The 26,112-nt window shown below is 67.1% G+C and carries 16 protein-coding genes and 1 pseudogene; 12 read left to right on the forward strand and 5 right to left on the reverse strand.

Going from position 1 to position 26,112, the window contains the following annotated elements:
- Positions 1–405: 405 nt before the first annotated feature.
- Entirely contained in the window at positions 406–1,716 is a 1,311-nt protein-coding gene (locus ACM26Y_RS08520) for a DUF3761 domain-containing protein (protein WP_416063641.1), read from the reverse strand.
- 135 nt (positions 1,717–1,851) lie between these two features.
- Positions 1,852–1,941: pseudogene (locus ACM26Y_RS08525) on the reverse strand (DUF2510 domain-containing protein); the annotation flags it as partial.
- A gap of 689 nt (positions 1,942–2,630) precedes the next feature.
- Between ACM26Y_RS08525 and ACM26Y_RS08530 the strand changes: the two are divergent.
- The 10 genes from ACM26Y_RS08530 to ACM26Y_RS08575 all read left to right on the forward strand — a co-directional run bounded on the left by ACM26Y_RS08530 (position 2,631) and on the right by ACM26Y_RS08575 (position 19,835).
- On the forward strand, positions 2,631–3,041 hold the full coding sequence (locus ACM26Y_RS08530) for a hypothetical protein (RefSeq protein ID WP_416063190.1): 411 nt from the start codon (positions 2,631–2,633) through the stop codon (positions 3,039–3,041).
- A gap of 5 nt (positions 3,042–3,046) precedes the next feature.
- The gene (locus ACM26Y_RS08535; protein ID WP_416063191.1) at positions 3,047–3,382 is read left to right on the forward strand and encodes a hypothetical protein; all 336 of its coding nucleotides are present in this window, start codon (positions 3,047–3,049) and stop codon (positions 3,380–3,382) included.
- 282 nt (positions 3,383–3,664) lie between these two features.
- Positions 3,665–5,782, forward strand: coding sequence for a hypothetical protein (locus tag ACM26Y_RS08540; protein WP_416063192.1), 2,118 nt, complete (start codon positions 3,665–3,667; stop codon positions 5,780–5,782).
- Positions 5,783–5,827: 45 nt separating this feature from the next.
- The gene (locus ACM26Y_RS08545; protein ID WP_416063193.1) at positions 5,828–9,397 is read left to right on the forward strand and encodes a tubulin-like doman-containing protein; all 3,570 of its coding nucleotides are present in this window, start codon (positions 5,828–5,830) and stop codon (positions 9,395–9,397) included.
- A gap of 1 nt (position 9,398) precedes the next feature.
- Positions 9,399–12,134 carry a magnesium transporter gene (locus tag ACM26Y_RS08550; RefSeq protein ID WP_416063194.1) on the forward strand — a complete coding sequence of 912 codons (2,736 nt, stop codon included), beginning with the start codon at positions 9,399–9,401 and terminating at the stop codon, positions 12,132–12,134.
- A 14-nt stretch (positions 12,135–12,148) separates the two neighbouring features.
- On the forward strand, positions 12,149–14,161 hold the full coding sequence (locus ACM26Y_RS08555; protein WP_416063195.1) for a hypothetical protein: 2,013 nt from the start codon (positions 12,149–12,151) through the stop codon (positions 14,159–14,161).
- Entirely contained in the window at positions 14,158–16,923 is a 2,766-nt protein-coding gene (locus ACM26Y_RS08560; RefSeq protein WP_416063196.1) for a hypothetical protein, read from the forward strand. Before ACM26Y_RS08555 ends, ACM26Y_RS08560 begins: the two co-directional genes overlap by 4 nt.
- A gap of 46 nt (positions 16,924–16,969) precedes the next feature.
- Positions 16,970–17,989 carry a hypothetical protein gene (locus ACM26Y_RS08565; RefSeq protein ID WP_416063197.1) on the forward strand — a complete coding sequence of 340 codons (1,020 nt, stop codon included), beginning with the start codon at positions 16,970–16,972 and terminating at the stop codon, positions 17,987–17,989.
- A complete protein-coding gene (locus ACM26Y_RS08570) occupies positions 17,986–19,149 on the forward strand; it encodes a TRAFAC clade GTPase domain-containing protein (protein ID WP_416063198.1) in 1,164 nt (387 codons plus the stop codon). The genes ACM26Y_RS08565 and ACM26Y_RS08570 overlap by 4 nt, the downstream gene beginning before the upstream one ends.
- Positions 19,150–19,295: 146 nt before the next feature.
- Positions 19,296–19,835, forward strand: a complete 540-nt coding sequence (locus tag ACM26Y_RS08575) for a hypothetical protein (RefSeq protein ID WP_416063199.1) — start codon at positions 19,296–19,298, stop codon at positions 19,833–19,835.
- A 192-nt stretch (positions 19,836–20,027) separates the two neighbouring features.
- Here ACM26Y_RS08575 and ACM26Y_RS08580 read toward each other — a convergent pair whose 3' ends face one another.
- The gene (locus tag ACM26Y_RS08580) at positions 20,028–21,908 is read right to left on the reverse strand and encodes a DNA/RNA helicase domain-containing protein (protein ID WP_416063200.1); all 1,881 of its coding nucleotides are present in this window, start codon (positions 21,906–21,908) and stop codon (positions 20,028–20,030) included.
- Positions 21,909–22,125: 217 nt separating this feature from the next.
- Positions 22,126–23,769, reverse strand: coding sequence for a DUF262 domain-containing protein (locus tag ACM26Y_RS08585; protein WP_416063201.1), 1,644 nt, complete (start codon positions 23,767–23,769; stop codon positions 22,126–22,128).
- Between the two features lie 352 nt (positions 23,770–24,121).
- Here ACM26Y_RS08585 and ACM26Y_RS08590 point away from each other — a divergent pair, with 352 nt between their 5' ends.
- Positions 24,122–24,628: a hypothetical protein gene (locus tag ACM26Y_RS08590; RefSeq protein ID WP_416063202.1), complete on the forward strand. Its 507-nt coding sequence runs from the start codon at positions 24,122–24,124 to the stop codon at positions 24,626–24,628.
- A 167-nt stretch (positions 24,629–24,795) separates the two neighbouring features.
- On the forward strand, positions 24,796–25,281 hold the full coding sequence (locus ACM26Y_RS08595) for a hypothetical protein (protein WP_416063203.1): 486 nt from the start codon (positions 24,796–24,798) through the stop codon (positions 25,279–25,281).
- A 31-nt stretch (positions 25,282–25,312) separates the two neighbouring features.
- Here ACM26Y_RS08595 and ACM26Y_RS08600 read toward each other — a convergent pair whose 3' ends face one another.
- Positions 25,313–25,933, reverse strand: a complete 621-nt coding sequence (locus ACM26Y_RS08600) for a DUF2510 domain-containing protein (RefSeq protein WP_416063204.1) — start codon at positions 25,931–25,933, stop codon at positions 25,313–25,315.
- Positions 25,934–26,112: the final 179 nt, after the last annotated feature.

The following is a 26,112-nucleotide window of genomic DNA, read 5'->3' on the forward strand; positions in this document are numbered from 1 at the left end:
CGAGGCGGCCCGCTGGAATGCACCGGACCCGAGTTCGCACCGCGAATTCCGGCCTCCCGGGGCACCATGGGGCACACTACGGACCGCAGAGAATTCCTCCGCAGTCACTTGCTGTCCGCACTCCAGCGCAGGCCCATCCGTACGCCTTCCCGACGGAATCGGTGACTTTGGATGTACTCGAACTTGCGTCTGACAGGAACTTCGCCAGCGTTGTTCTGCAGCAATGCGATTGCATATATCGGGCACGGCTGTCGCCGGGGTCGAAGTGAACTTCGACGGGCGTGTCGGAGATGCGGTATAGCGGTCGTTGAACATCTACCTCATGAAGCTGGGAGATCGATGTCGTCGATATGTGATCTTGGTGAGGTTTGAACGCTCACGGGGAGCGGCTCGGGCTCCCGCCGGTCATAGCCATTCGGCGACGCCGCCGTGTCCGGAGCATGTGCCGCGTCGGTGTTGGCTGAAGGAGTAGGTGCCGTCGTTGCAGCGTGCGGTGGCCCCGCTGGGAGGGCTCGGTGCTTCTACCGGGCCGGGGATGCATTCGCCGTCGACGTTGATGTAACTGTTCGGTCCGCAGCTGCCGTCGTAGCCGCCGTCGGGTGCGGGTGCGGGTGCGGGTGCGGGTGCGGGGGGTGGTACTGGCTCGGCTGGGATCGGTGCCGGATCGACCGGGGGCGGTGGAGGCGGAGGTTCAACGGGAGCGGGCGGGGGCGGAGGTTCAACGGGAGGGGGCGGCAGCGGTACTGCTGGCGCGTTCTGCTCGACGGTCGGCTGCGGTTGGGGCGCTGGGGGTGCCGATACCGCCGGCGTGGTGGGGGCGACGCCGCCACAGCCGATCAACAGTTGCTCGATCGCCTGGTGTTCGGGTGGCGACATCCACAGGTGGTAGGCGGCTTTCACCTCGACCTGCCGGGCGACGTAGGTGCAGCGGTATTGGCCGTTCGGCGGTAGCCAGCCCGCGGAGTCCCGGTCGGCTTTCTGCACGCTGATGCTGCTGGCGGTGGCCTGAAGGTTGCGAGGGTCGTTGGCGAGGTTCTGTAAGGTTGCAGCGTCGAGTGCCTGCGCACCTTTCTGCCAGGCATCGGGCAGCGGGACGACGTGGTCGATGACAACGTCATCGAGGGTGTCGCCGGTCGCGGTGACCGAGGCGCCGGTGTAGGGGTCGTTGAGCGTGCCGCTGAGGACCGCGCAGCCGCGGGATCCAGGTTGAATCGTGACTGTGGACAGGTCGCGGCGCAGGATGTCGTTTCGAGTGTCGCAGCCGTTGTGGCCGCCGTCGACGGTGACATCGTCGGACCAGGGCTCGCCGAAGCGCGACAGATCGTATTCCGTCTCGGGCAACTCGGTTCGAGTAGGAATGCTGGCAAGGGTGGTGAGGGACCGGGTAGCTGCCTGACTGTCGACTTGGGGAAAGAGTGCGGGCGCAACGAGCGGAGTCTCAGATGTGGTGGGCGCCGATGACGGCGATATCGGCGACGCGGTAGAGGTGGCAGGGGCGCGTGCCTGATCTGCTGATGTCTCGGGGTCGGGTCCGGTGGCGGGAGCGGTGACAACCGCCAGGACGAATGCTGGAATGAGGGACCAGGCTGCCCACTTGTATCGTGCTGGACGGGTGCGGTCCTCGCGGAAATAGAGGATGCCGGTGACGGCGGCGAGAAGACCAAACAATATCCAGGCCCATAGCTGTTCCGTTAGACCGCCGAGAATGAACAGCAAACCGAGCGTGATCGTGCCGACTGCGACGAGCCCGCCCAGGCGGGTGCGCGGGTTCCGACCTTGCAGAGGTCGGGAAGAGGCCTGTGTGAATCGGGTTGGGCCCGTGTTACCGACGCCTGTATAGGGGGCGTGGGCGGAGGTCCACTGTTGTCCGTCCCAGTAGCGTTGTCGCTCGGTAGGGCGTTCGGGGTCCGGGTACCAGCCGGCGGGTGGGGAGCTGGACATGGCTACGTCCGCCTCGATCCGATGGAGTGATGGGTGCTTACCGCACTGGTGGTGAGTGCATGGTGTGTGCCGAACATGGTTTGCCGTTTTCTTGAAGAGTTCGGGCCGTAGGTGGGGAGGTCGGTGCCTCGGAGGAGCGGCGGGAGCTGAGATGGCGCCGGCTTCTCATCTTGCTTTCGGTGCTGCCCTAGTGGGCCGTTACACCGATGAGGTCTGAATTCGCTGCAGCGAATTCAGATGGGCTTACCCGATGTGTCCCAGCCACTGCAGCATCTCGTCGGTGTGTGTGGCCGAGTCCGGAGCGGGATCGCTGACCCACTGGCATCTGCTCCTCGGCCGCAATCATCCGTCCCCTCACGCGTGCAGGGCGGTACATGTAGGACCCTTGCCACCAGCGAAATGGGGAGTCTGGAACAGCGCGAGTATCTGTAACTCGGCATGGCACCGAGAACGTCAATTCGGAAGGTGTAACAATCACTCGCCACCAGCGATTGAAGTTTGAAGTTTTGGAATGCTGCCAGGGGGAAGCTCGTATCGGGCTCGCCCTTGCCCGACCCCGAAAGAAGCGCGTGTCCTCTTCGACCGACCCGTTCGACTTCAGCGAGTACTCGAGCTCGCGGGACGACGCAGACGATCCGTGGTCGGGTGGATCCCAGTCGCCATGGCCATCCCCCGAGCCGTTCGGAAGTGTGGCCGCCCCGTTCGCGGGGCCCGGCGGGTCGACGCCCGGGTTCGGCGGGGCGCATGCCGACGCGTTCGCTGTCGAGCAGCGGCCGGTCGCGGCGCCCATTTCGCAAGGTAGGCCGCCTCGCGCATGGCTGATCGGCGGCGGCGTGGTAGTGCTGCTGGGGCTCACTGCCGTCGCACTCACCTTGTCAGGTGGCTCCACCATGTTCGCCTTTATCGGCTGGCTGCTGGCCGGTCCTGCCGCGTTCTACCTGCTTGCCCAGCACACGGTCGCCGACATGCAGCAGCGGGCGCGGCCGGTCTACGCGGGCTCGAAGGCCGTGCAAGGGATGTATTGGACCGTCGTTGTGCTCGGATTCGCGGGCATCGCGCTCGGGGCATGGCTGATCGCGGAATGGGCAGGTCGACTGTGAAGAAGGTGGCTGCGCTCGCGGCAGCGCTGCTCAGCTCTCTGGTGGTGGCGGCACCGGCCGCGTCGGCTGCGCCGCAGCAGTCGGCGGTGGGAGACTTCGGCGGGTGTCTCGCCTCCCAGCGCGAGGGCGATCTGCTGTTGATGATCGACGAATCCGGCAGTCTGCAGGTCTCGGACCCTGAGGCGGCGCGGGTCTCCGCGGCCAACTACCTGCTCGAACAGCTCAGCTCCTTCGGCGGCTCCGCCGGGGTCGCGCTCGACGTTTCGGTCGCCGGCTTCTCCGATGACTTCACCGTGCACGCGCCGTGGACCCGCCTCGACGGTGGGTCCCTGCCTGCCTAGCAGGACGAGGTCGACAGGTTCCGATCCCGGACGGACGGTGTCGACACCGACTACTGGGCCGCTCTCGACGGTGCCCGCGGCGCTCTCGCCGACCGCTCGTCCACAGCCTCGAACAGATGCCAGGCCGTCGCCTGGTTCTCCGACGGCAAGCTCGACTTCACGACGCGGGACGCGGAGAAGCCGTACGCCCCAGGAGTATCGCTCGGCACCGACGCAGGCGTTCAGCAGATCATTGCGGCCGCCCGCGAGTCGATCTGCCGGCCCGCAGGTATCGCGGACCAGTTGCGGTCGTCGGGAATCGTCACCTTCGCGGTGGGGCTCGCGGCCGGTACGGCGCAGGCCGGGGACTTCGATCTGATGCGGTCCATCGCCACCGGAGAACCCGCCGCCGGGCAGGCGTGCGGGAACCGGACCTCGCCCCGACCCGGCGACTTCTACCTCGCCCAGAACATCGACGACCTGCTCTTCGCGTTCGATGCGTTCAGCAGTCCGGGCCAAGCGCCGCTCGAGAACGAGACGGGCGTATGTGTGGGTCAGGTGTGCGAGGAAGCGCAGCACCGCTTCGTCCTCGACAACTCCATCGGTTCGGTGACAGTCCTGGGCTTCGCGGACGCGGACGGGCTCGTACCCACACTGGTGTCGCCCGACGGGGCCGAACTTGCGATGCCGCGCGACAACGCCCCGCGCAGCCTGAACGTCGACGGAGTCGGCGTCGACTACCGCTGGTTGTCGGCGCGGTCGGTGTCGTTCACGATGCGCCAGCCGGCGTCGGCGAACCCGGGGCAATGGCAGGGCATGTGGGCTCTCGTGTTCGTCGACCCCGATGGCTCCGATCCCGCGGCGCGCTCCAAGTCCAACATCCATATCTCGGGCAACCTGTTCCCGGCGTGGCTCGGACAGGATGTGACCGCCATCCACAGCGGCGAGAAGACATCTGCGATACAGCTCGGCATCGTCGACTCCGACCGTCGGGAGATCGATCCCTCCGATCTGCTCGGAAGCGCGTACCTGTCGGTGTCGCTCGTCGACTCGGCTCGGGTTGTGCACGAGCTGGTGTCGAGGATCCCGAAGAACGGGATCGACGAGCCGATCGAGCTGGATCTCACGTCGGTGCCACCGGGTGAGGCGACGCTGCGCCTCACTCTCGAGGTGACCACCGCCGACGCCCGGACGGCTTCGGGGACGGTCATCGCGCCCGGTACTCAACTGGCGCCCCAATACGTCGACGTGCCGCTGACGGTGGCGCCCCCGGTCGGCTATCCAACGCTGCCGAACCGGATCGACTTCGGCACTGTCGAGGGAGCCGGTCGGTTCCCGGTGGAGATCCCGGTCGGCGGTCCCGGCTGCGTGTGGCTCGATTCGGCGGAACCGATCCGCATCGATGCCGTGCCGGACGGCGTGGGTGACGTGGCCTTGGTGAACCCCGCGGCGACTTCGGCGGAGCGGTGCCTGGCCGTCGACGAGGGCGCGCAGGACGCGCTGACGGTCGAACTCGACGTGCCCGAGGCCGGCAACGGCTCCCTCAACGGTTCCGTGCGGATGATGATGACCCCCGCCGGGGAGCTCGACCGCGCGATGCCGGTCGATGTGCCGTTCACCGCCGAGCTGCAGAAACCGCTCGACAGTGGCCGGTTCCTGCTGGCCTTCCTTCTCACGCTGTTCCTGGGCATCGCGATCCCGCTGGCTCTTCTGTATGTGCTCAAGTGGCGAGCCTCGCGCATTCCTGCCGAAACCCTGAAGGCCCAGCGCTTCTCCGTGACGATCGCCGACGGCGCCGTTCTGCGGGACGGGGCACCCTTCACGCTGCGCGACGGTGACCTCACCGAAATCGTTCGGAACCTGGACAAGCCTGCGCGACTGCTGACGGCAGACGGCGTCGAGCTCGAAGCGAAGACCGGGCTCTCCCCGGTCGGCACGGGGTACGTCCGTGTCAATGCCGGTGGGCTGCTCGGATCCTCCGGTGCGAAGCCCGACCACGACCCGCGCACAGGTGAGGCCAGGCTGCCGCTGGCGGTGCACAACAACTGGGTGATCCTCCACGATCCGGCCGGACCCGCCGACCACGCGTCGGTGCTCCTGCTTGTCGGCGCAGGTTCGAACCCGGACCGTTTGGCCGAGGATCTGAGCCGGCGCGCACCGGGCATCTTCGCGAGACTGCGTGAGCGTGCCGGATCCGACGAAACGGCGACGCCGGGCACCGGTGCGCCTGACGGGCAACCCGCACCGCAGTCGTCCTTCGATCCCTTCGGGGCACCCACCGCTCCGCCCGCACCGACATTCGGCGCGCCACCGGCGTTCGGCGGCAGTCCCGGATTCGGTGCCGCGCCGCACAGCGGTTCGAGCTCGTCCGCCGCGCCGGGCGCTCAGCCGTTCGACCCGTTCCGTCCGCCCGGCGCCTGACGGTCGGAATCCAGCTTTGCTCTCTCTCGATGTGGAAGGACCGGTATGAGGCGGTTTCTCGTAGTCGGATGCGGTGGTTCGGGTGCCGTCACGCTCGCGTACATGATGGACCAGCTCCGGTCCGATCTCGCCGCGGCGGGAGTGGATCGGATCCCGGGTGGGTGGCAGTTCGTGAGCATCGATGTGCCCACTGCGCCGGAGGCGGGGCCGGACGGGCTCGGCAATGTTCGCGACCAGGGCGGCTACTACTTCGGCAGCGGTCCCCAGGGCGACTCGTACGGGGTGCTCGACAACGCGCTGAGCAACCAGCTCGCCGCCCGCGGCAGCCTCGACGAGATCGCCACCTGGGCTCCGCGGGATCCCTCCGCTGTCACGGTGCCCATCGGGTCCGGCGCCGGCCAGTACCGCGCCCTCGGCCGCATGATCACGCTGAGCAAGGCCGGCGGCATTCGCGAGACCCTGCAGTACGCCTGGGACCAGCTGTTCACCGTGCAGACCGCCACCGAGATGGGCGCGCTGAACGTCCCGGGCGGCGGCAGCTTCGAGCAGGAGGAGTCCCCGATCGTCCTGGTCGTCTCATCGATGGCCGGTGGCGCCGGCGCGTCGATGGCCTTGGATGTGTGCCGCCTACTGACGCTGATTCCCAAGCTCGATCCGCGGCTGATGGGTGTGTTCATGGTCGCCCCCGACATCTTCGACGGTCTCGGCCGCAGCGCCACCACCGGCGTGCGCGCGAACGCCCTCGCGATGCTCGGCGAGATCGTCGCGAGCCAGCTCGGCTCCGCGCGCGAGCACGACGTCGAGATCCTGCGCGCGCTCGGCCAGCAGAACGGCGCCGGTGAGAAGGTGCCGTTCGCTCGGGTGTTCCCGGTGGGCCGCCGTGTCGGCGTCGAGGGCGCACCGTTCGGCGACGGTTCACAGAAGGCGATCTACCGCGGCCTCGCTCGTGGTCTGGCGGGCATGATGATGAGCGGCGCTGCGACGCGCCAGTTCGTGCAGTACGACCTCACCAACGGTGCGGGCCTGTCAGGCCAGCGCGACAACATCGGCTGGGGCGGACAGTGGGACAACCTGCCGTGGGGCACATACGGGTTCTCGAGCTTGAGCATGGGCCGCGACCGATACGCCGAATACTCGGCGCAGCGGCTTGCCCGTAGCACTGTGGACCGGCTGCTCGACGGGCACCGCAACCCCGGCAATGCCGCGTCCGACGACGATCAGGTCAACTCCATCCTCGACAGCCAGTGGCAGACCCTGCTCACCACGATGGGTTTGCCTGTCGTTCAGGCGGATCCGCGGGGCGCGCAGGTCGGAATCAGTGCGTGGCTGACCGGTGTGGTGCTGCCCCAGGGCGACGGCCTGCGGATGGCCCGTCAGGTCACCGAGTCCGAGCTGCGTGGTTACCTTCCGTCCGGAAGCGGTCTGAACGCGAGCCAGTGGGTTCCCGAGATCCAGCGGGTGCTCGGTGCCCGTCGTCAGGCGCTCACGGCGTCCGCCGAAGTGCACGCGCTTGTCCATGCTTACCAGTGGCACCGCACTCTCGCCGACAACATCGAGCGCACGGTGGCGAAGGCGATCGCCGACCTCGGCCTGCCGTACGCCACCGCGCTCGTGAACCGGCTGACCAGCCACATCAAGGACCAGGTGCGGGTCGGGGCGGAGGACCTCGCGAAGCAGGCGCCGACCGACATCACGGCGCAGTCGGCCGACACGGCTCAGGCGCTGTCCGCTCTCAAGGGAACGATCGAGAGCGACGCCGACATCGTCGATCGTGTGCTCGCGAGCTGCAGCCAGAACGTCTATCGCCAGCTGTACGCCTCGCTGTCCGGGAAGGTGGCCGAGGTCGCGGCCGCGCTGGTACCGGAGATTCTGCAGCCCCTGCTCGAGGCGCTGAACGACGCGCAGACGTCGATGCGGCGGGCACGCAGCAAGCCGGCGAGCGACGTCGGCCTGGCGCGCCTGTCCACCGACCAGTACGGTGCGTGGCCCGCGGACAAGGCCGATCGGGTACCCAAGCGGTTCGCGGAAGCGAACAACGAGGTGATGCTCACCCCGTCGGCCGACTTCATGGTGCAGTACCGCAGCGACCTGCCGCTCGCGGTCGCGTCCAGCGGTCTCGGCACGCCGCCGTTCGAGGAGTCGGTCAAGCGGGCCGTCGTCGGGGTCGTCACCGGTCTGTGGCAGACGATCGACGGCAGCAAGTCGCCGGGGGAGGAGCATCCCGTCCTCGAGCGGACATCGGCGTGGCGGACCCGCGCGTTCCCGTACGATCCGGGAACCCGCGAGGCGCTCATTCCCTCGGCCGCACGGTATGACCTGCACCTTCGACCTGCGGAACTGCTCGCACGCGCTCGGCAGTTCGTCGGCCGCACCGGGGAGTCCTTCGACCGCTTCTGTCGCGTGTCGCTGCGGGAGTACATCGAGGATCCGACCGTCCCCGAGTACGCGCTCGAGGAGCGGCGTGAGCGACTGCAGGCGAAGTTCGCCGAAGCGCTGTCGCTGGCGCGACCACTCGCCAGCGTCAATCAGCAGGCGCTCGAGGCGCTGCATCCGGGGCAGCAGGTCGAGTACCGGTACAAGTTCACCTCGGTGCCGTTCCTCAACCTGCCCGTCGCGGATTCCCTCGAGCAGGTACTGCAGAAGAACCCGATGATCGACCACGAGACCCGATCGGAGTTCGTGCGCCTGCTGACCGAGGAAGACCGGTTGACTCGCATCGACATCTTCGGCTCCTACCCGAACTACTCGCCGCTCGCCTATGACTCCGTGCTCACCCCCGCGGCCAAGCAGTGGGCGGATTCGACTCCGACGCAGCAGGAGTCGTTCTGGCAGTGGCGTCGCTCCCGGCCGTTGGCTGCCTCGCTGCCGATGCACTACAGCGAGCGGCGAGCGCTGACCGCCGGCTGGTTCCTCGGGCTCGTGGTCGGCCGCCTGCGCCTTCCTGCGGAACCGTACGACGAGCCGGTGCGGGTGTGGGATGCCGCCTCCGCGGCGTGGGTCGACTTTCCCCATCCCTTGCTGACCCCGCCGTCACGGTTCCTCGCCAACAACGACTGGCTTCCCGCGGTGCTCGAATCGGTTCTGCTGGCGATGGCGCGGTCGCACGAGTCGCCGGTCATGCAGTCGATGCTTCCCTACCGGACGCTGCGCGCGATCTACGATGCCTCCCCGGAGAAGCCGGCCGGCGGCATCCTCGAGGTGTCCGCCAAGTCGATCCTCACGCAGTGGCTGCGGACCGGCGAGACCGGCACGGGATGGCAGTCCCAGGTCACCGACACCGGCCCGGACGTCTCGATCGACGCTCGCGCCGAGAACGCCGCGACATGGCTCGGCCGGGTGCGGGAGTTCACCGGGCTGCACTACATGGCAGCAGGGGAGGACGCGGCACCCGGTGGAGGGACCTTCTCGGCGATCACCGATCGCGTCACTGCGTCCCATACTCCGATGTTCCGGGACATCGCGCCGGACGTGTACTGGGCGACCGGTGAGCTGCTGAATCTGATCGAGGAGTGCAGGCACCGCGCCGAGCAGCCGGACCGGCCGGTGCACGAGCCGGCGGCGTCCACAACGTCGGCATCGCACGCGTTCGTAATTCCCGACGCAGGGCAGTTCTGACATGGCCGATTCGGTGAAGAGTGTTCTCACGGTGTTCCTTGCCTCCACCGGGCCGGCGCTCGGGGTGCGCGACGTCCTTCGCGACCTGTCCACGGCGGGCTTGGTCGCACCGTTCGTGTGGGTCGACGACGCCGGCGTCGCGCCGGGTGGTGCCCGCATCCCGTCCGTCGAAACCGCCTGGGGTGCGGACACAGCGGTGGTGCTGCAGGACGTGCTCGCGTCGCGTCGCGTCGATGTGGTGCGACTGTGCGTGATCGTGCCGGGAGCATGCGACGCCGATCCCGTTCGGGTCGAGTCGGAAAGGACGCTCGCCGACCTCCTGTCGTCGAACTCGGGCGGAGCCCGCCTCGTTCGACTGCGGACGGTGCTGCGTCGTCCCGGCGACACCCCCTCCGACTCGGTCGCGGTTGCGCTCGCCGGTTGGCACAACCTGCTTGTCGCACCGGAGGATTCGCGGGGTCCGGGAATGGGCCACGAGTCCCTCACCGTAACCACCGATCCGATCGACGTCGGCCGCCACGCCGCCCCGGTGATCGCCGGAATCGTGGGTCTGTGGACGGATGCGGAGCATGCCCCGTTCGACGAGCAGCCGGTCCTGCCGGGAAGCACGCTGCGGGTGGTGCGGTCGTTCTACCGCCGACTCGACACCTCGCGTGCCGAGCACGAGCTGCGCACGCACCTGCTCGACTTCGGCGGGCAGCTGCCGCTGCCCCGCGACGCCGGCACTGCCGTCGTGTACGCCGACGACGTCCCGGCCGCCACCCGAACGATGGCCCAGGCACTGTGGGTCAAGCACCGGCACCTGCTCCAGGGCGAGCGCGTGAGCGCGCCCCCGGCCGACGCTCCGCGCCAGGTGAAATTCACCGAGGCCCTGACGATGTTCTTCTCGTTCCTCGTCGCAGTGCTGCGCAACGCCCCGGCCCAGTGGGCCGCCCGGGTCGGTCACCGCGCCTCGGCCGCGGTCGCTTCGGCGGCACAGTCCACGCTGTTCGGATCGGCGCAGGGTGCCAGCCGTGTGGTGGTCCGCGGTGTCGACGCGGACGGCCGCAGGGTCGGATGGTCCGAGTACGAGGCGGCGTCCCGGCAGATCGGCGCAGCACTCGACGGAGCGACGAACACGCCACAGTCCGCGGCGCCCGACCTCTCCTCGCTGTGGCGGGACTATGCTCGCGCCGCCCTCACGCTCGCCGACGCCGCCGAACGGTCACCGGGTCTGCCGACCATTCAGGTCGGCGCGCACCGAGCGGTGTTGCGTTCGGCGTCGGATATCGTGCCGGGACCGGACGACGAGTTCACCGACATCCCCGGCGTCGTCTCGGCGACGCTGAACGTCCACGCCGCCGAAGCTCCGGACCTCCTCGGCATCAGAGACTTCCAGGCACGGCTGCGGGAGCTGGAACAGGATCCGACGATCGGGCTCGACGCGCGGAGAACGAGCGCCGCACTGGCGGGCTGGGTGGGCCGCGTCCGCCGAAGCTTCGCGGTCACCTTCGGATCGATCCTCGCCGACGGGTTGTCGGCCGGCATCGCTGAGGCAGGCATGTTGCTCGAGCGACTCAACACCGCCGAAGCGCCCCGCGATCTGGCCGAAGCGAGCGCCGAACAGCAGGCGCGCATGTTCCGCCAGGTACGCATCGCGACGCTCGGTTTCCTCGCCGCCGCGATCGTCGCGGGCGTGCTGGCCTGGCGGGAGCTGATCTCGTGGTGGACCGGCGGGCCCGTCATCGCAGTGTGCGTACTCGCCTGGGCGGGCGTCGTGGCCTGGATCTGCCAACGCACGCAGCAGTACCTCGAGCAGTTTCTCGTCGAACGCGAGGCGGCGTCGGCGGCGGCCGCAGCAGACCGGAGGAATCTCAGATCCGCCCTCCGTGAGATCGAGAACCTCACTGCCGCGTATCGGCAGTTCCTGTCGTGGAATCGCGCACTCGGAGCATTTCTGGCGAAGCCGCTCGGCGTCACCGACCACACCCATGCAGTCGGCCGCAGCATCGAATGGGGGATGCCCCGGCACAGCGCCGTCGGCATCGGTAGCCCTGAGGCCGCGCAGGTCGAGCGAGTCGCAGACGCGCTGCGGCAGGACATGTTCGGTGTGGGGTGGCTGACCGAGGCGTGGGACGCCGTCGTGGGTTCCGCGGGTTCCTCACTCGGTGCCGCAGGACTCGACATCGATCGCGACCCCTCCCTGCTCGCCGCGAAGGCCGGAGCCGGGTCCGGCTCCCCCCTCGACGAGTGGTCCCTCCGATTCCACCGCGGCGAACGTCAGGCGAGGGGGGCGGCACTGATGTGGGAGCGGGCACTCGGCGAGCTGTCCGGGTCACGTGGCGACTTGGCACGCGAGCTGCTCGACACCATCGAACATCACGCCGACGGGGCCGTGCGTCGCTACGGCATCGACGAGTTCCTGGCCGGAGTCGGACAACCTGCGGCCGAGGGGTTCTTCGACCCGGCCGTCTTCTCCGATACCGCGGCGATGAGGGGCCTCACCACCGTCGCGGAGACGGTGTCGACCCGTACCCCCGCCGGCTGCGGGCTTGTCGCGGTCACCACCCAGTACACGGAGGGAATCACCGCGGAGGATCTGCGGACCATGCTGTCGGACGGTCACCCCGCAGCACCGGTCGACATTCCGCAGGTGCCCGACCTCGAGCTGCGACCGGCCGAACCGACGCACGACCGCGGAGACCGTCCGGCCCCTGCGCCGTTCGCTGCGCCCGTCGCCGACGGCATCAACTTCTGAGAGCGAGTGGAACAATGCCCGACGTTGTCTTCGAGGCTCTGCAGCTGTGGCGACAACAGCAGATCGACGACGGCAGTCTTCGTCCCGGCCTGCTCAAGGACACGCATCTGCAGCAGATCATTCGGTCCGATCGGCGCACTGCCGAGGAGATCGAACCGATGCTGCCACGCCAGGCGAAACCACTGGTCGACGGAATCGTCCACGTGGTGACGTCGGCCCAGCCCGGCGAGTTCGTCACCGAGGCGTCGCCGACGGCGGAGGCACCGGCGCCCGAACCGCCGGTTCCGCCGGCGCCGGTTCCCGGAAGCGAGCACCTGGTCGACCTGCGCACCGAGGACTTCTGCGAGTTCATGCACGGGGAGTCCGATCAGGAGGTCGGGGCGATCACCGTCACGGCCGAACCGGGCGGCGGGCACCTGCTCGAATGGTCACCGCTGCCGGATCGGTCCGGACAGACGGTGCTGTACCGCGTCGTCGCCGGTGAGACGCACCGTCCCTACAAGCCGGAGGCCGGACGACTGGTCGGCGTGACCCGCGGAACCCTCCTCATGGACATCGCAGCTCCGGCCGCCGCGGTGCGGCACCTGCAGGTATGGGCACATGCCGGACGCGACCAGCACGACGCGGTGCGGCGCCAGCCCGTGCTCATCGCCGAGGGGCATGTCCTCAGCCCGGTCGCCGCCTTCGTGGTCGTCGAGGACGACGGCGCCGTGATCGGCCAGTGGTCGGTGTGGCCGGGGGTCACCCGTGTGCGGGTACTGCGCATCCCGCTCGACGGCCGAACCCCCGTGACCAACGACCCACGCCACCGCATCCTGCCCGACCAGCCCAATCTCGGCGGATTCGTCGACCGCGACCCGCAGCGTGGGCATCGCTACCTCTACCGCGCGATCTGCGAGGTCGACGTCGACGGGCACACCAGACTCTCCCCGGCAGCACAGGCGGAAGTCCTCGTGTCCGCGGTGCTCGAGCCCGTCACCGACCTGCACGTCGCCACCCACGGCGACAGCGACGACCTGCACTTCGACCTCGGCTGGACCCCACCGGACATCGGCACCGTGGTGATGTATCGAACGGAGACCGCGCCGCGGCCGGGCATCGACCGGACGCTGCTCGCGGCGGGCGCACTCGACGTCTCCGGTGGGCTGCCGACCTCGGCACGACTGGTCCATCCGGTGACCGTCGGAGGCGACGGCGAACACCGGATGAGCAACGTCTCCTGGCCGCGCGGCTGGGTACGGGCCTACTTCACGCCCGTCACCGTCCTCGACGGAGACGTGCAGGTGGGGCGCACGGTCATCGCGACCAGGCCGCTGCCCGCGCCGCGAGAGGTGCGGATCGTCGAGCGCTGCACCGAGCAGGTGCTCACCTTCCCGTGGCCGGAGGGTGCGGCATCGGTGTCGGTGTACGTGAGCTCGCCACAGGTTCCGGCCGAGCATGCGATCGAACAGCGCCCCTTCGCGGAGATCTCCCGAGCGGCGTACGAACGCGACGGCGGCCTGCACCTGTCGAACCCGCTGCCCGAGCAGGGATGTGCCGTCCACGTCGTCGCCGTCGCCTACACGGCCGGCGAGCGTATCGCGGGCATCCCCGCCACCGTCGACTACCCGGGTCTGTTGCGGATCCAGTACACGACCGAGACTCGCCGCACTGCCGGTGGTGTCGCGCTCGCCGTACGGCTCGCCTCACAGGTCGAACTCCCGACGGCCCCACCGTTCGTTGTGGTGCACAACCAGACCCGGCTGCCGCTCAGCGCTCGGGACGGCCGGCCGCTGGAGGTCCGCGGGGACGGGCGAACCCAGCCCGGCGCCCGGAGCTTCCATCCGCGCGGCCTGCATCGCGAGTGGAGCCAACCGTGGACCGTCGACGTTTCGAACTTGACCGGGTACGTGCGGGTCTTCGCCGACGTGCGGCCCGAGCAGAGCCGTACCATCGCGCTGATCGATCCGCCGATCGAACACATCCGGCTCGATCTCATCGGCGATCACCTCATCGGTGACGACGTGCCGCGCGAAGACGTGCGATGACCGCTCGGAGGGACGAGACCGAATCGCCACGGTTCGGTCAACTCAGCTACACCTCGTTCGACCGGCCCGGCACCGGATCCGGCGGCGGCTGGCAGGTCAAAGAGGTGTCCGGCGACCTCGACGCCGACGAACAGGAACTGCTCCGCGCGGGAGTCGTATCCCGGTTCGATTCCCCGCAGCCGATGCCCCGATTTCCGACCGTCGAGGACGTCGCCCGGCGGCCGCGGCGGCTCATGTACGCCCACATCCGTGACGCGGCCGGATGCTATTGGCACACCGTGCCCGCCGGCTCGGACGCCTCCGGCCGCCCCGGGAATGTCTTTGCCCACGCCGTGCTCGATCGCGGTGCGGCGCCCGGCGACGGAGTGCGTCCGATCGAGCGCTGGCGGTCCACGGACTGGCTGGTCCCGTACGGTGCCGACGAGGTCGCCGAGTCAGCCCTGCCGGCCACGGCACCCGGACCCGGGGGGATCGTCGATCGCGACGCCGCACTCGGATTCCTGCTCGATCCGGGAACCTGGCGGATCGGTGTCTTCAGCGTCCTCCTCGACGCGGTGGCGCGGTCCCTGCGCGGCGGCCCGGCGGTGGTGTTCGGATGCGAGGATCCCGACACCGCCGCACTCTGGATCGGGGCCGTCTCGCACTTCATGTCACCCGGCGCCGCCCGGCGCTTCGGGTGGTCCACTTTCGACCGTCTGCACTCCATCGACGACGCCGTGGCACGCGGCGCGAACCTGGTGGCTGTTCCGCTGTCGGACCTGCCCGGAGACAGTCCCGGCTGCACTGTCTTGGGCGAGAACGAGACTCCCGAACTGGGGGAACTCGACGGTGAGCCGCACTCCGTCGCGAACGGCGATCTCGTTCCGGTGACGTACTGGTCGGTGCTCGCGCAGACGGTTCTGCTCGACATCGGAACAGCGCATCGAGCGCTCGCGCGCCAGGACTCGATCGCGTCCGGTGTGGGTGATCGCGACCTGACCGAGGCGTGGCCGTTGGCGATGGCCGTCGTCGCCGACCCGGGCCTGCACGACGCACTGGACGAGGCCGCCTCGGTCGTACTCGCGGAGTCCCCGATGGATGCCGCCACCGTACCCGATCTCGCCCACGTGATCGTCGGAATCGTGGACGAGCGACTCGGTGCGACCACACAGCAGGCGGAGGAAACACTCGCCCGCTGGCAGGTTGACGACGCCGTCACGCTTGCAGTCCGGCAGCTCGCCGGCACCGTGTTCGCCTTTCGCGCGCTCGGTGACGTCCACTGGGTACGTCGGGCGGGACCCGAGCAGTTCGCTGTCGTCGAGTCGTGCACTCGAACCGAGGATCTGCAGGCCGAGGCCGACGCGATACTCGGCGATCTGCGCTTGCGCGCACGAGGTGGGGGGAACCTGCGCGATGTCGCGTTCGATGCCCTCAAGACGATCGATCTGCTCGTGCGTGCCGACCTCCTCCGCGATCGCGGCGTCGACGTGGCCTTCGAGGTGCTCGAGCGGGCGGTGATCCCAATTTTGTGCGATCGGGTAGACGGTGCCGCGTTCGTCGCGGAGGTCGGGCAGGTCTCTGCGTCGACGCGCGTGAGATTCCTGCAGCCCGCACTGACCGCCCATCCCGTGTTCGCGGGGCGTCCGCTCGGCTCCCGGCTTGCGCCTCCCGTACTCGAATGGCTCGTCGACGGACTGTTGGACGTACCCGACCTCGACGAGCTCGCCTCCGACCCGAAGCGCATCGCCGAGCCCGAGTGTGTGCTGATCGCCGACGGCGTCTTCGCGCTCGCGGAACAAGAATTCGATCGAGCACGAATACGGAGCGAGCTGGTGCCGGTCGCGTTGTGGAGGGCACTCCACGAATCGCGGGAAGGCAGTTGGGCTCCGAGCGATGTTCCGGCGCTGGTCGCCGGGCACGGCTGGACGGCGGAGCAGTGGTGCCGACTCGTCGGCGCGTTTCCCGAGGCCGTTGCGCCCCGTTTCCTGCAGGACGTGGTCGTCCGCGAACCGTGGGGACCGGAGCTCGAGACGCTCGTCCGCCATCTGGCCGAACCCGGCGCTCGCGATGGGGCGTCGAGGTGGGCGGCCGATCCGTACCTGGACGACCTCGCGGTGTCGTGGGCGCTGATCCGGAACGAGGAGCGCTGGGCTGCGATCAGCGGACCGGCACTGCGCCGGGCACTCGACGTGCATGTGTTACCCGTCCTGGAGGACTACGCGGAAGGCTACGAAGCGGACCTTCCCACGGATCTGCTCGCCCGGCTCGCGATCTTCACTGTCGCGCTGTGGGCGCAGACCCCACCCCAATCGGGCCTCCCGGTGCCGGACCTTCCGGACCAGCACCGGGAGGCGCTCGTCCGAGCGGTGGACGAGGACGCACGGTTCGTCGTCGATGCGCTGGCCTCCCTGGTGGAATCCGGTGCGCTCGACGCCTATTGGCTGATGGCACACGCGGTGTTCACGTCTCCGTCGGCGCCGCGGGTGCGGTCGGTGCTGGACCAGCGCGACGTTCTGGCACGGTTCGAGGTCGGATCGCGTGGTGTGCGGCGTTCCCTTCTGGACGAGGTGGCGTCGACGGTGATGAAACGGCCCAGCTACCGCGGCCCGCTGGGGGTGCACGGTCTGATGGACGCGATCCGCGAGGAACTGCACCTGCGCGGACACCGCGATGTCGCCTACGCGTGCGACGTGTACGCCGGGTTCGTCCGGAGGTGGCTCGACGAGCGCCGAGCCGATGCGGAGCGATCGTCGCCGGGTCGGGCGACGCCGAGGCGGGTGTGAGGACAGTGCAGATGTGCAGTGCGTGGATACGGGGAGGACGAGACTGATGCCCGGATATGTGCTCGACGGGGCAGGGGTAGTAGACCTGCCGCACCAGCCGCTGGCCGTGACGGTCGATGCGACCACCGTGACGGTCCAGGTGCAGGCGATGACGCCTGACGGTGCCCCGGAGACGTCCGCGCTCTACCCGAAGCCCGGCTTCCTTGTGCTGCCCCGAGTCACCCATGAGATCGTCGTGGCCGCTCGCCCCGGGGGCGGCGCAGTGGTGTTTCCTCAGGGGACCGTGCTGCAGGCCACAATCGGGGAGGACAGTAGCCGCAGCGCCGACCCGGATCGGGCCGAGCTGACACCGCTGGACGTGTCGGGTCTTCATCACGTCGAGCTTGCGACGATCGCCCCCGCGGGGGAGCGTCTTGCGGTCACGGCCCGCAAGACTGTGGTCGACGTCCCACTCAGCGATCTCGGTGCCCGCGCGCGGTCCGCGGCGCGCGGCGCCCTCGGTGTGGACCGGCTGCCTGAGGCGCGCCGGCTGCGCGTCGAGGTGGATATCGATACGACGATGTCGATGCTGCCGCTCATCGAGGACGGCAGTGTTCGCGCGGCGGTGGACGTGCTCACCGGTATCACGGCGGTGATCGGAATCCGAGAAGAATTGCAGGTCCATCTGATCGGCCGATCCTTCAGGTCGCTGCCCGTCGTCGAGCTGCGGCACGTCGCCGACCAGGTCCAGGCGCAACTGGACGCCGCGCCACTGGGAGTGGGGTTCCGCTCCGCGGAGATCGACCGGTCGAATTACAACACCCCCACGCTGGTATTTACTGTGACCGACGCACTACCCGCCGATCACACCGGCACGGGTGTGCCGGGTGTGCGACGGCGGCCGGTGATCCTGTGTGCAGCCACCTCGGATGCTGCGGCGGGCCTCGCCACCGCCGTGTCGACTGCCGGCGAAACGGCGGGCACGGATTCCGACTGGCTCTCCAGCCCGGAGAAATTGTTCGCAACGGTGACGTCGCTCGTGGCAGGACTGTCGGCGACACCGGAATCGGAAGGTGCGCGGCGATGACCAAATGCCCACGTTGTTTCACGGTGCTCCCGTCGGACCGTTACGCCTGGACCCCGACCGCGCCGGACGAGATCGAGGTCGACGACGTCGCGACTGTCTTTCACGGCAGTCCCGTGCGGTCCGGCAAGGTCGTCGAACTCCAGCGGCCCTCGGGGTCCGGGGACGACTGGTTGCCGCCGATGAGCGACGCCGAGGACAAGGCCGGCGGTCCGGTCGCCGAAGTGTGCTCGACGTGCCACTATCGGCTGCCGACCGGGTGGCGTGGCGCCCATGCCACCTGTGTTGCGATGGCTGGCGCCCGCGCCACCGGCAAGACCGTGTACCTCGCCGTCCTCGTCAAGACCCTGCAGTTGCTCGGCGAGCGGCTCAACTGCGTGGTCGAGCCCGCGACCTCCGAGACCGAACAGGCCTACCGCGAGCTCTACGAGAGGCCGCTGTACGAGGAACGCGGCATCCTCGAATCCACCCCTGCAGCCCATACGAGCAACCCGTACCAGCGGGAGCCGCTGATCTTCAGTCTCGGCCTGTGGAACGGCATTCGGCAGTACCTGGTGCTGCGGGACGTGGCAGGGGAGGACCTCGAGAACCCGGACAACGCGCACGCCCCGCACCTGCGCTTCTTCGCGCAGGCCGACGGCGTCGTATTCATGTTCGATCCGCTCAAGGTCGAATCCGTGCGGCAGCAGCTCCACGACCTGGTCCCGGCTCAGGAACGCGTCGGCGGCGACCCCCGCTCGGTGCTGCGGACCGTGTTGTCCATCATCGGCGACGGCACACCGAATCTTGCAGTCGTCCTCTCCAAGTTCGACGCACTGCAGGCCCTCGAGCATGTCGACGGCAGCGACTGGAGCGAGATCATGTCTCAGCGCGGCGCCGCGTTCTCCCGTGACCCGAGTCTGCAGTACGCACCCTACAACGAGGCCGATGGCAGACTGCTGCACGAGGAAGTCCGCAGCCTCCTCGACAAACTCGAAGCCCGCTCGGTGGTGATGGCCGTGGACCAGCCGCACACCGGTGCCTCACTGCGCAGCCGGTTCTTCGCCGTGTCGGCGCTCGGGGAGTCACCGGTCGGGGACCGGTTGCACCACAGCGGCATCTCTCCCTTCCGGTGCCTCGATCCGGTGCGGTGGGTGCTGGCGCAGCGTGGGGTGTGGGCGTGAGACCAGGAATCGGAGAGCCCTGCGCAGGGCCTGTAACGAAGGCGCCTGCGTGACCGATTCCATTGTGTCCAAAGAACTTTCTATTCCCCCGGGGGAGTGCGGTAGTCACCGCGTCGACCGACCAAACGCTTTGAAGGAGACACTGCATGCTGAGTACCGCTTCGCGTCTGCGTAGGACAGGTCGGGTGGGTGCCGAGGCGCACTTGCGGAACGGCGGGGTGCTGCTGGCGACCGTCGGCGCCGTGACACTGCTGTCCGGATGCGGAGCCGAGGAGAAGTCGGAGCCATCGGCCGCCCCCATCGTCACGTCGACTTCGGCGAAGCCCGCCACGTCCTCCACAACTCGACCGGTCTTGCCGTCCTCGACGACCTCCACGCCTGCGCCTGCATCGACCATTCCTCCGGCCCCGATTGCCGCTGCCACCAGCACCGTGCCGGCGCAGCCGGTTGTGACGACTGTGCCCATGCCTCCGGTCGTCTGCATGAATCTCCAGGACGCGCAGAACGTGATTCAGGAGCTCGGTGTGTTCTATTCGCGCAGCGTCGACGCCACCGGCCGGGGTCGAAATCAGGTGCTCGATTCGAACTGGATCGTGGTCGGGCAGACCCCGGGCGTGGGTGAGCCGGTCGGTGAAGGGGATGCGGTGCTTTCAGTGGTCAAGATCGGTGAACCCAACTCCTGCTGATTCCGACTCGACCGAAGGATTGATTCTCGGCGAAGGATTCGAATACGCGTCAGCCCGTTCGCGAACCGCCCAGTTCAGATGGTCTTGCTTTGTACCCAATCGGCCGTCATGTCGGGCTTCGGACTTGAGATTCGAACGGGACCCGGACGTCGGGCCGCGCTCGATGAACCATCGAGCGAGTTCTTGTCGAAACTATCGGGTGGGTTCGGAGATCAGGCTTCTCAACGCTTGACGGGTTGGCTCGTCAGTGGAGTAGAGGACGGTGCCGATCATTCCTCGTGTGAGTAGGACCTTGTACACATTTCGGACCAGACGATCGAATCGAAGATCGCTGATCTTCTTCGTGTTCTTGAAGTCAGGGTCCTTGTTTGCCTCACGGACCGTCACGAATCTCCCCTCCCGCCACACCAGGTCAGGACCGAGGATGACGCCATTCCAGTCGTACTCGAACCCCTGCGCGGTGTAGACGCAACCGACCTGCCCGAAACCCCCGTCCTCGGTGGCCCACAACGCGGCCGGCGGTGCCTCACCGGTGCGGCGTTCGCTCTTGCTGTTCCACGGCCGTGCCCACGCGCCGATCTGCACATCCGAAACGAGTCGGCCGTCCTTGTCCGGGTTGCTCCACGGCCAGCAGTACCCCGCGGTCATGCGTGCCGAGTATCCGCGGCCGCGCTGCTGCTCGAGCAGGTACTCGAGTTCCTCCGGGGACTCGGCGACGCGCACCGCGAACTGCGGATCCCCCGTCCATCGGACCGGGCCACCCTCGACGAGACCGAGCAGACGCTTGACCCATAGCACATACTCCTCGCTGCCTCCGCAGCGGAACTGTTCCCCGAGGTGCACGTGATGGGTTTCGAGGCCCAGGGTCGCGGCGTAGCGCTCGATCTGTTCGAGCGAGCCGAGTTCACCGGGCCGCACCACCTGGTGTTCGTCGAGCAGGAACACCGGGACGCGTGCCGCGGAGATAAGTTCGTCGATCTGCGGTCTATCGGTGCGCAGCTCGGCGCGGGTGTACCGATCGACGGAAGTCTCACGGATGCGATGTGCCTCGTCGAGGATCAGCACGTCGAGGCCATTGCGTTCGGCCGAGATGAACTGGTTGAAGTACTTGAACATCTTCTGCACCCGCGGGGCGCGCGCCCCGGCGACCTTACGCAGGGTCTGGGTGAACGAACGGGACCCGGTGGCATGCAGCACGGTGCGGCCACGGCGGGCCAGCTCACCGAGCAGAGACAGTGCGATCACACTCTTGCCGCTACCGGGTCCACCGGTAACGATGACAACGCGCTTGTGGTCCGCGGCACGAGACATTTCGACCTCGTGCAGTACCAGGCCCACGGCCAACTGTTGGTTGCCGAGCAGATGGAACTGCGGCCGGTCGCGCACCTCGGCGGCGGCCACCTTCAGCAGCTGCTGCGACGGAGCCACCGCAGACCGCACGAGTGTGTCACCGGCGGTGTGCCCGGGGGCTGGGGCGAGCCGGGTGCGAAGAAATTCGAGCATGTCGCCGCGGTCGGCGGCGGTGAACAGTCGGCCGGTGATTCCGCTCGGATAGTTGCGCAGCTCCGCCACCGCGGTTGGGTCGGTGGCATTGTGAAGGTATGCGATGCCGGCGAGGGCGTCGGGCTGATCGGCCACAGCGCGCGCGAAATCGTTCAGGTAGTCGCAGTAGCCCTTGACCTGCGCGATCGGGTGTAGTTTCGGGCCGCCCGGCATTCCCGCCACCTCGACGAGTTCGGGATCGTCCTCGAAGCGCCGCGCCGCCGACCATTGTTTCAGTTCGACGACGACGTACGAGACCGCTCCGGTGACAGGATGCGCACCGGCGAGCACGACGTCGGCACGCTGCGACGTGAGCGGGAGATGGTACTCGACCAGCATCTCGACATCGCCAAGGCCGGCATCGACTAAATCCTGCGCGAAAACCGGCAGGCTCCGGCTCCACGACTTCTGCTCGGCCTCACTTGGGCGGCGGCCGGTGTGAAACAACATTTGCTCCAACAACTGCTCCGCCACCGAATCGGGTCGATCGAGATCGACGATCCGGCGGGCAGATGTACGAAGCAACGTCACGGTCAGGTCCCCTGGGCAGCACGAATTCAGTCGTGCGGGTGGGGACATGTCCGTAGCTGCTCATCGCAGCGGAAGTCCGTCGGGCCGCAGTGGAAAGGCTAGCGGAGGGAACCGACGCCGACGGCACCGGCAGGCGCGCGTGTCCAGACCCAGGTCACAGGTACTGCGCTCGATCGAGTCATCTTCGATGAATGGACCCGATACCCGCCGGGCGCGATCAATCCAAGGTGCCGGCGTCGTCCTCGGGCAGGATTAGGCCGTCTCGGTCAATGGCTCGATCCATGATCCGCTTCGACAATTCAGCACTGACCCGCTCTGCGCGGTTCCTGATGAACGCGTCGTAGTCGTCCGACCACCCGATCAATCGTCGCAAGTTCCCGATCAGGTGCGAGTCCATCGTCTTGTCGATCTCCGGGTTCGTCCTGTCGAATCGCTTCATATACTTCGCCGGTGAATCGGCGCCGATTTGCCGCTTGTTGAGGTAGTCATCGACGATCGTGATGTTCAGGACATTGTTGGCCTGACGATCGGAGTAGCCCTTCTTCTTCAGGTACGAGCGGGGGAAGAAATGATGGTAGTTCTTGCTGTTCGCGGCCTTGAGCCACGCGTTGCCGATGTGGACCTTGGCGTTGTCCTCGAACGATTTCGGTTCCTGGTACGCGTACAGACACAGGATCGCTTTGACGAATGCCCGACTGGTGCTGAACACGCCGTTTCGAATCAGGAAGTCGGGGCTGATGTTGACGGCCCAATCGTATTCGGGAGATTTGTCGGCCAGGATGCGATCGATCCGGTGCTTGTCCTGACCGAGCCGAGAATCGGCGGACGTCGAATAGCGTCCACCCAGCGAGCAACGCCAGAAGAAGTCTTCGAGAAGCCTGCGCTGCTGCGGATTCGGCTTCCCTGGATGGTGGTAGAAGAAGTAGGCAAAAGGTACGAGCAGCGCGTTGAATGGCAGGAGCTTCGAGGCAGGGATTCGGTACGTGGCGCGGAAGTACTCCACCGCTGATTCGAGGGCGTCGATGGCGCGCGGCCAGCAGGCGATGAAGTCGTCCTTCGCAAGTCGAAGGATCGACTTCTTGGTGCACTCGCCGTCGAGAATCATAGAAACGAGTTGAAGCAGGATTGCATCCGAGACGGTGTCGTACTCCACCGCTTCGAGGCGGGTGACAAGGTCGTCGAATCGGGCTGTCAGGTCGAAGTCGCGGGATTCGTCGTACGTTTTCGCAGCCATGATCTCGAACGTTGTCAGTGACTTGCCACCGACATTGATGCGCGTGAAGATCTCCGTGGCAACATCGATCTCGACATCCGAGACCTTCACGATGGGAAAGTCGTAGGAATCGAGGCGACGCCGGTACTCGTCGATGTTGTCGAGGTACTCATCGGCGTAGGTCCGTGCCACCTTCGTGCCACCGTGCAACAGGTCGTGCAGGCTGATCCACGATCCCGGAGCGAGTTCGGATATGTCCGTAATGACGATCTGATCGTGCTCGCTGGCGCCGAGATCGAGGAAGATCTGCGAAAAGTCGTCGATTGCACCGGACGGCCTCGTGATCTTCGAACCCTTGAGCGCCGCATAAAGGCTGGTCAATCTCTGCTGACCGTCGAGAACGAACGCGACTTCGACGCCGTCGGGCGCATCGGGTAGGGTGGCCGCCCCGATGTTGCGGACGGTGCGCAGTCGCTCGCGGGTATTCCAGAAGATGAAGGTACCGACGGGGAATCCCTTGACGATGCTGTCGAGAAGATTGGCGGAATTCTGCAGTGTCCACACAAACTCGCGCTGGAACTGAGGGATCTTGATCAGCCCGCGATCGATGTCGGACAGCAACGCAGGGTGCTTCTCGTGGGTCGGCATCGGGGAAACCATCGGCGGATCTTTCTCTGGTCGGAATATTGGTGAGGAGTGTACGATCGGCGCTTTCTGCTGGGAAACGCCGACTTCGAGACCTCGACCCACCGGTCGTCGCCTTGTGCCACGTCACCACCCTGCCGCTTGCGTCCCCCGCGGCCGAACTCGGGTCGCGTGCTTCGGTCGCTGAGATTACCAATCGGGGGCGCTGGTACAGCAGTGGCACGCCAGAAGCTCGGACGTGCAGTTTGTAGGAAATTTCAGGTTCGGGCCTGCACCGGAGCCAGAGTCAGAGCCCGGGCCGGTTCGGAATCCGCGGCGCTGGCCGTGGATCGTCGGTATCGTCGCCGCCCTCGCCGTGGGCGTGGGGATCGGTGTCGCCGGCACGCCCTCCGACGAGGAAAACCAGGCGATGATCGACACCTCCGTCGCTGCGGCGGTCTCCGATCAGCGCGCCCAACTCGCGGCCGAACAGGCAGAGGCCGCCGCAGCCCTCGACGATGCGAAGAAGCAGGCGGCGGCTGCCTCGACCGCGCAGCGCGCCGCCGACAACGCGCACGCGGCGGCAGACTCTCGTTCGGCGGAACTCGACAAGCGCGAGGCAGCGTTGCTGCCGAAGGAAGCCGACGCAGCCAAATCCACATTTGGCAACGGCATGCACCTCGTCGGGCGCGACATCAACCCCGGGACGTATCGGACCGCCGGCGGGTCGTACTGCTATTGGGAGCGACTTTCTGGTACTTCCGGCGAGTTCGACGACATCATCACCAACGACAACGTGTCAGGGGCGTCGGTGGTGACCATTAGTTCGTCGGACGTGGCTTTCAAGTCCAATGGTTGCGGAACGTGGACCAAGATCGGGTGAATGCCGGGCCCTGAGCTGGTAGTTGCAGTATTTTCGGCGTCGCATTGCCATCGGATTTGACGGGATCAGTCCGGTGTCGGCTCGAAAGAATCGGAAACGCTGGTCGTTGCAGTAGTTTTCGCTTCGATCTGCGCCTAGAGCGTTGACGATAGTGGGACACTTCGTCGATGAGGATTCCCATCGCGGTTGTCGCCTCGGTGGCTGTGGCCGTGCTCGGAGCATGCGGAGCGTCGACCGGTGGTGACCCTGCTCCGGATCGTGCGGCAGCCCTTTCCAAGTCGACGACTGTTTCCACCTCCGCGTCGCGCGCGACGACGGCTCCGCCTGCCCCTCGAACCACCCGTCAGGCGGCGTCGATGGCGGAGCAGTTCGAGCAAATGACTTCGACATCATGTCGCGAGGATGTGGATCCGGTCGCGTGCATGTATGTGCGGCGCGCGTACATCGAGTTCTTCGAGCGATCCGCGATGCGAAGCGTGGATGCGTCATATCACGAGAGCCTGAGCGAAATGCTCCAGCATGTATACACGCAGCACGACGAGTTCGTGACGAAGGGATGCCCGGCGAGCCCGAATACCGACGAATGCAAAATTCCGCTCATGATCTCCGATATGGTGATGGTGACTCTGGGGGCCTTGTTCTCCGTGGAATGAACATGCGCCAACATCCGGAGCGGCGTGGCTATCAGGGGGCTCCGAACCCATACGTGAAACTCCCGGTGCTCCAGTTCATGGTCGCGTTGTATTTGTAGCCGCTCATCGTGCCATCGCCGTTGTCTTTCGTTGCCGCGAAGCACTCGAATATCGTTGTCATCTCGGTGAGATCGTCTATGGAGCCACCTCCGACCGGCGAACACGACACGGAGAGGATCGGTCCATCGATGATCGACGAATTGGCGTGCTTCTCGGCCATTTGCTTGATACTTGCTTCGATCTGGGTGACGCTTACTCTTCGCACGGAGCGCTCTGCCTCTGCGCGTCGTTCCTCCTCTGCTTTCTCGGCCGCGATCCGATCGGCTTCCCTTTGTGCTGCCGCCGACGCCGCGGCCTCGGCGGCAGCAACTTGAGCCTCGATCTCGGCATCGTGGGAGACCTTCCAGGCGATGCCCGCGACTGCCACAACCGCGAGGAGGGCCGCGATACCCCACGCGATCGGCTTCTGGATCAGGGACTTCCAGCGTGGTGGTCCGGCGTTCGGCTGAGGGGGTGCGGGAAGATCCAACCACTGGCTGCCGTCCCAGTAACGCATGCTGCCGTCAGGGCTCGGATACCACCCCGGAGCTGCGCTATGTGCCTCGTTCGTCATTCCACGGCACCTCCACGGAAGCGGCCGAAATTGCAGTGATCCGTGTAGCGAGCGTATCGCGATAGCGCTGATCAGGGCGTGATTTTGAGGACCGGTACACGACCGAGGCGTCACTGTCCCGCAGCGCCATCCAGGAATGGCTGCAGCGTCCGCACGGGATACCTGGGCGGCGGTACTCT

The sequence above is a fragment of the Rhodococcus indonesiensis genome (assembly GCF_047782815.1).
GTDB classification, from domain to species: domain Bacteria; phylum Actinomycetota; class Actinomycetes; order Mycobacteriales; family Mycobacteriaceae; genus Rhodococcus; species Rhodococcus indonesiensis.

Excerpts from the sequence above, each read along its gene's own strand:
- ACM26Y_RS08585 (WP_416063201.1), bottom strand. The coding sequence starts at position 23,769 with ATGCCGACCCACGAGAAGCACCCTGCGTTGCTGTCCGACATCGATCGC.
- ACM26Y_RS08575 (WP_416063199.1), top strand. The coding sequence starts at position 19,296 with ATGCTGAGTACCGCTTCGCGTCTGCGTAGGACAGGTCGGGTGGGTGCC.
- ACM26Y_RS08595 (WP_416063203.1), top strand. The coding sequence starts at position 24,796 with ATGAGGATTCCCATCGCGGTTGTCGCCTCGGTGGCTGTGGCCGTGCTC.
- ACM26Y_RS08600 (WP_416063204.1), bottom strand. The coding sequence starts at position 25,933 with ATGACGAACGAGGCACATAGCGCAGCTCCGGGGTGGTATCCGAGCCCT.
- ACM26Y_RS08545 (WP_416063193.1), top strand. The coding sequence starts at position 5,828 with ATGAGGCGGTTTCTCGTAGTCGGATGCGGTGGTTCGGGTGCCGTCACG.
- ACM26Y_RS08565 (WP_416063197.1), top strand. The coding sequence starts at position 16,970 with ATGCCCGGATATGTGCTCGACGGGGCAGGGGTAGTAGACCTGCCGCAC.
- ACM26Y_RS08550 (WP_416063194.1), top strand. The coding sequence starts at position 9,399 with ATGGCCGATTCGGTGAAGAGTGTTCTCACGGTGTTCCTTGCCTCCACC.
- ACM26Y_RS08570 (WP_416063198.1), top strand. The coding sequence starts at position 17,986 with ATGACCAAATGCCCACGTTGTTTCACGGTGCTCCCGTCGGACCGTTAC.
- ACM26Y_RS08555 (WP_416063195.1), top strand. The coding sequence starts at position 12,149 with ATGCCCGACGTTGTCTTCGAGGCTCTGCAGCTGTGGCGACAACAGCAG.
- ACM26Y_RS08560 (WP_416063196.1), top strand. The coding sequence starts at position 14,158 with ATGACCGCTCGGAGGGACGAGACCGAATCGCCACGGTTCGGTCAACTC.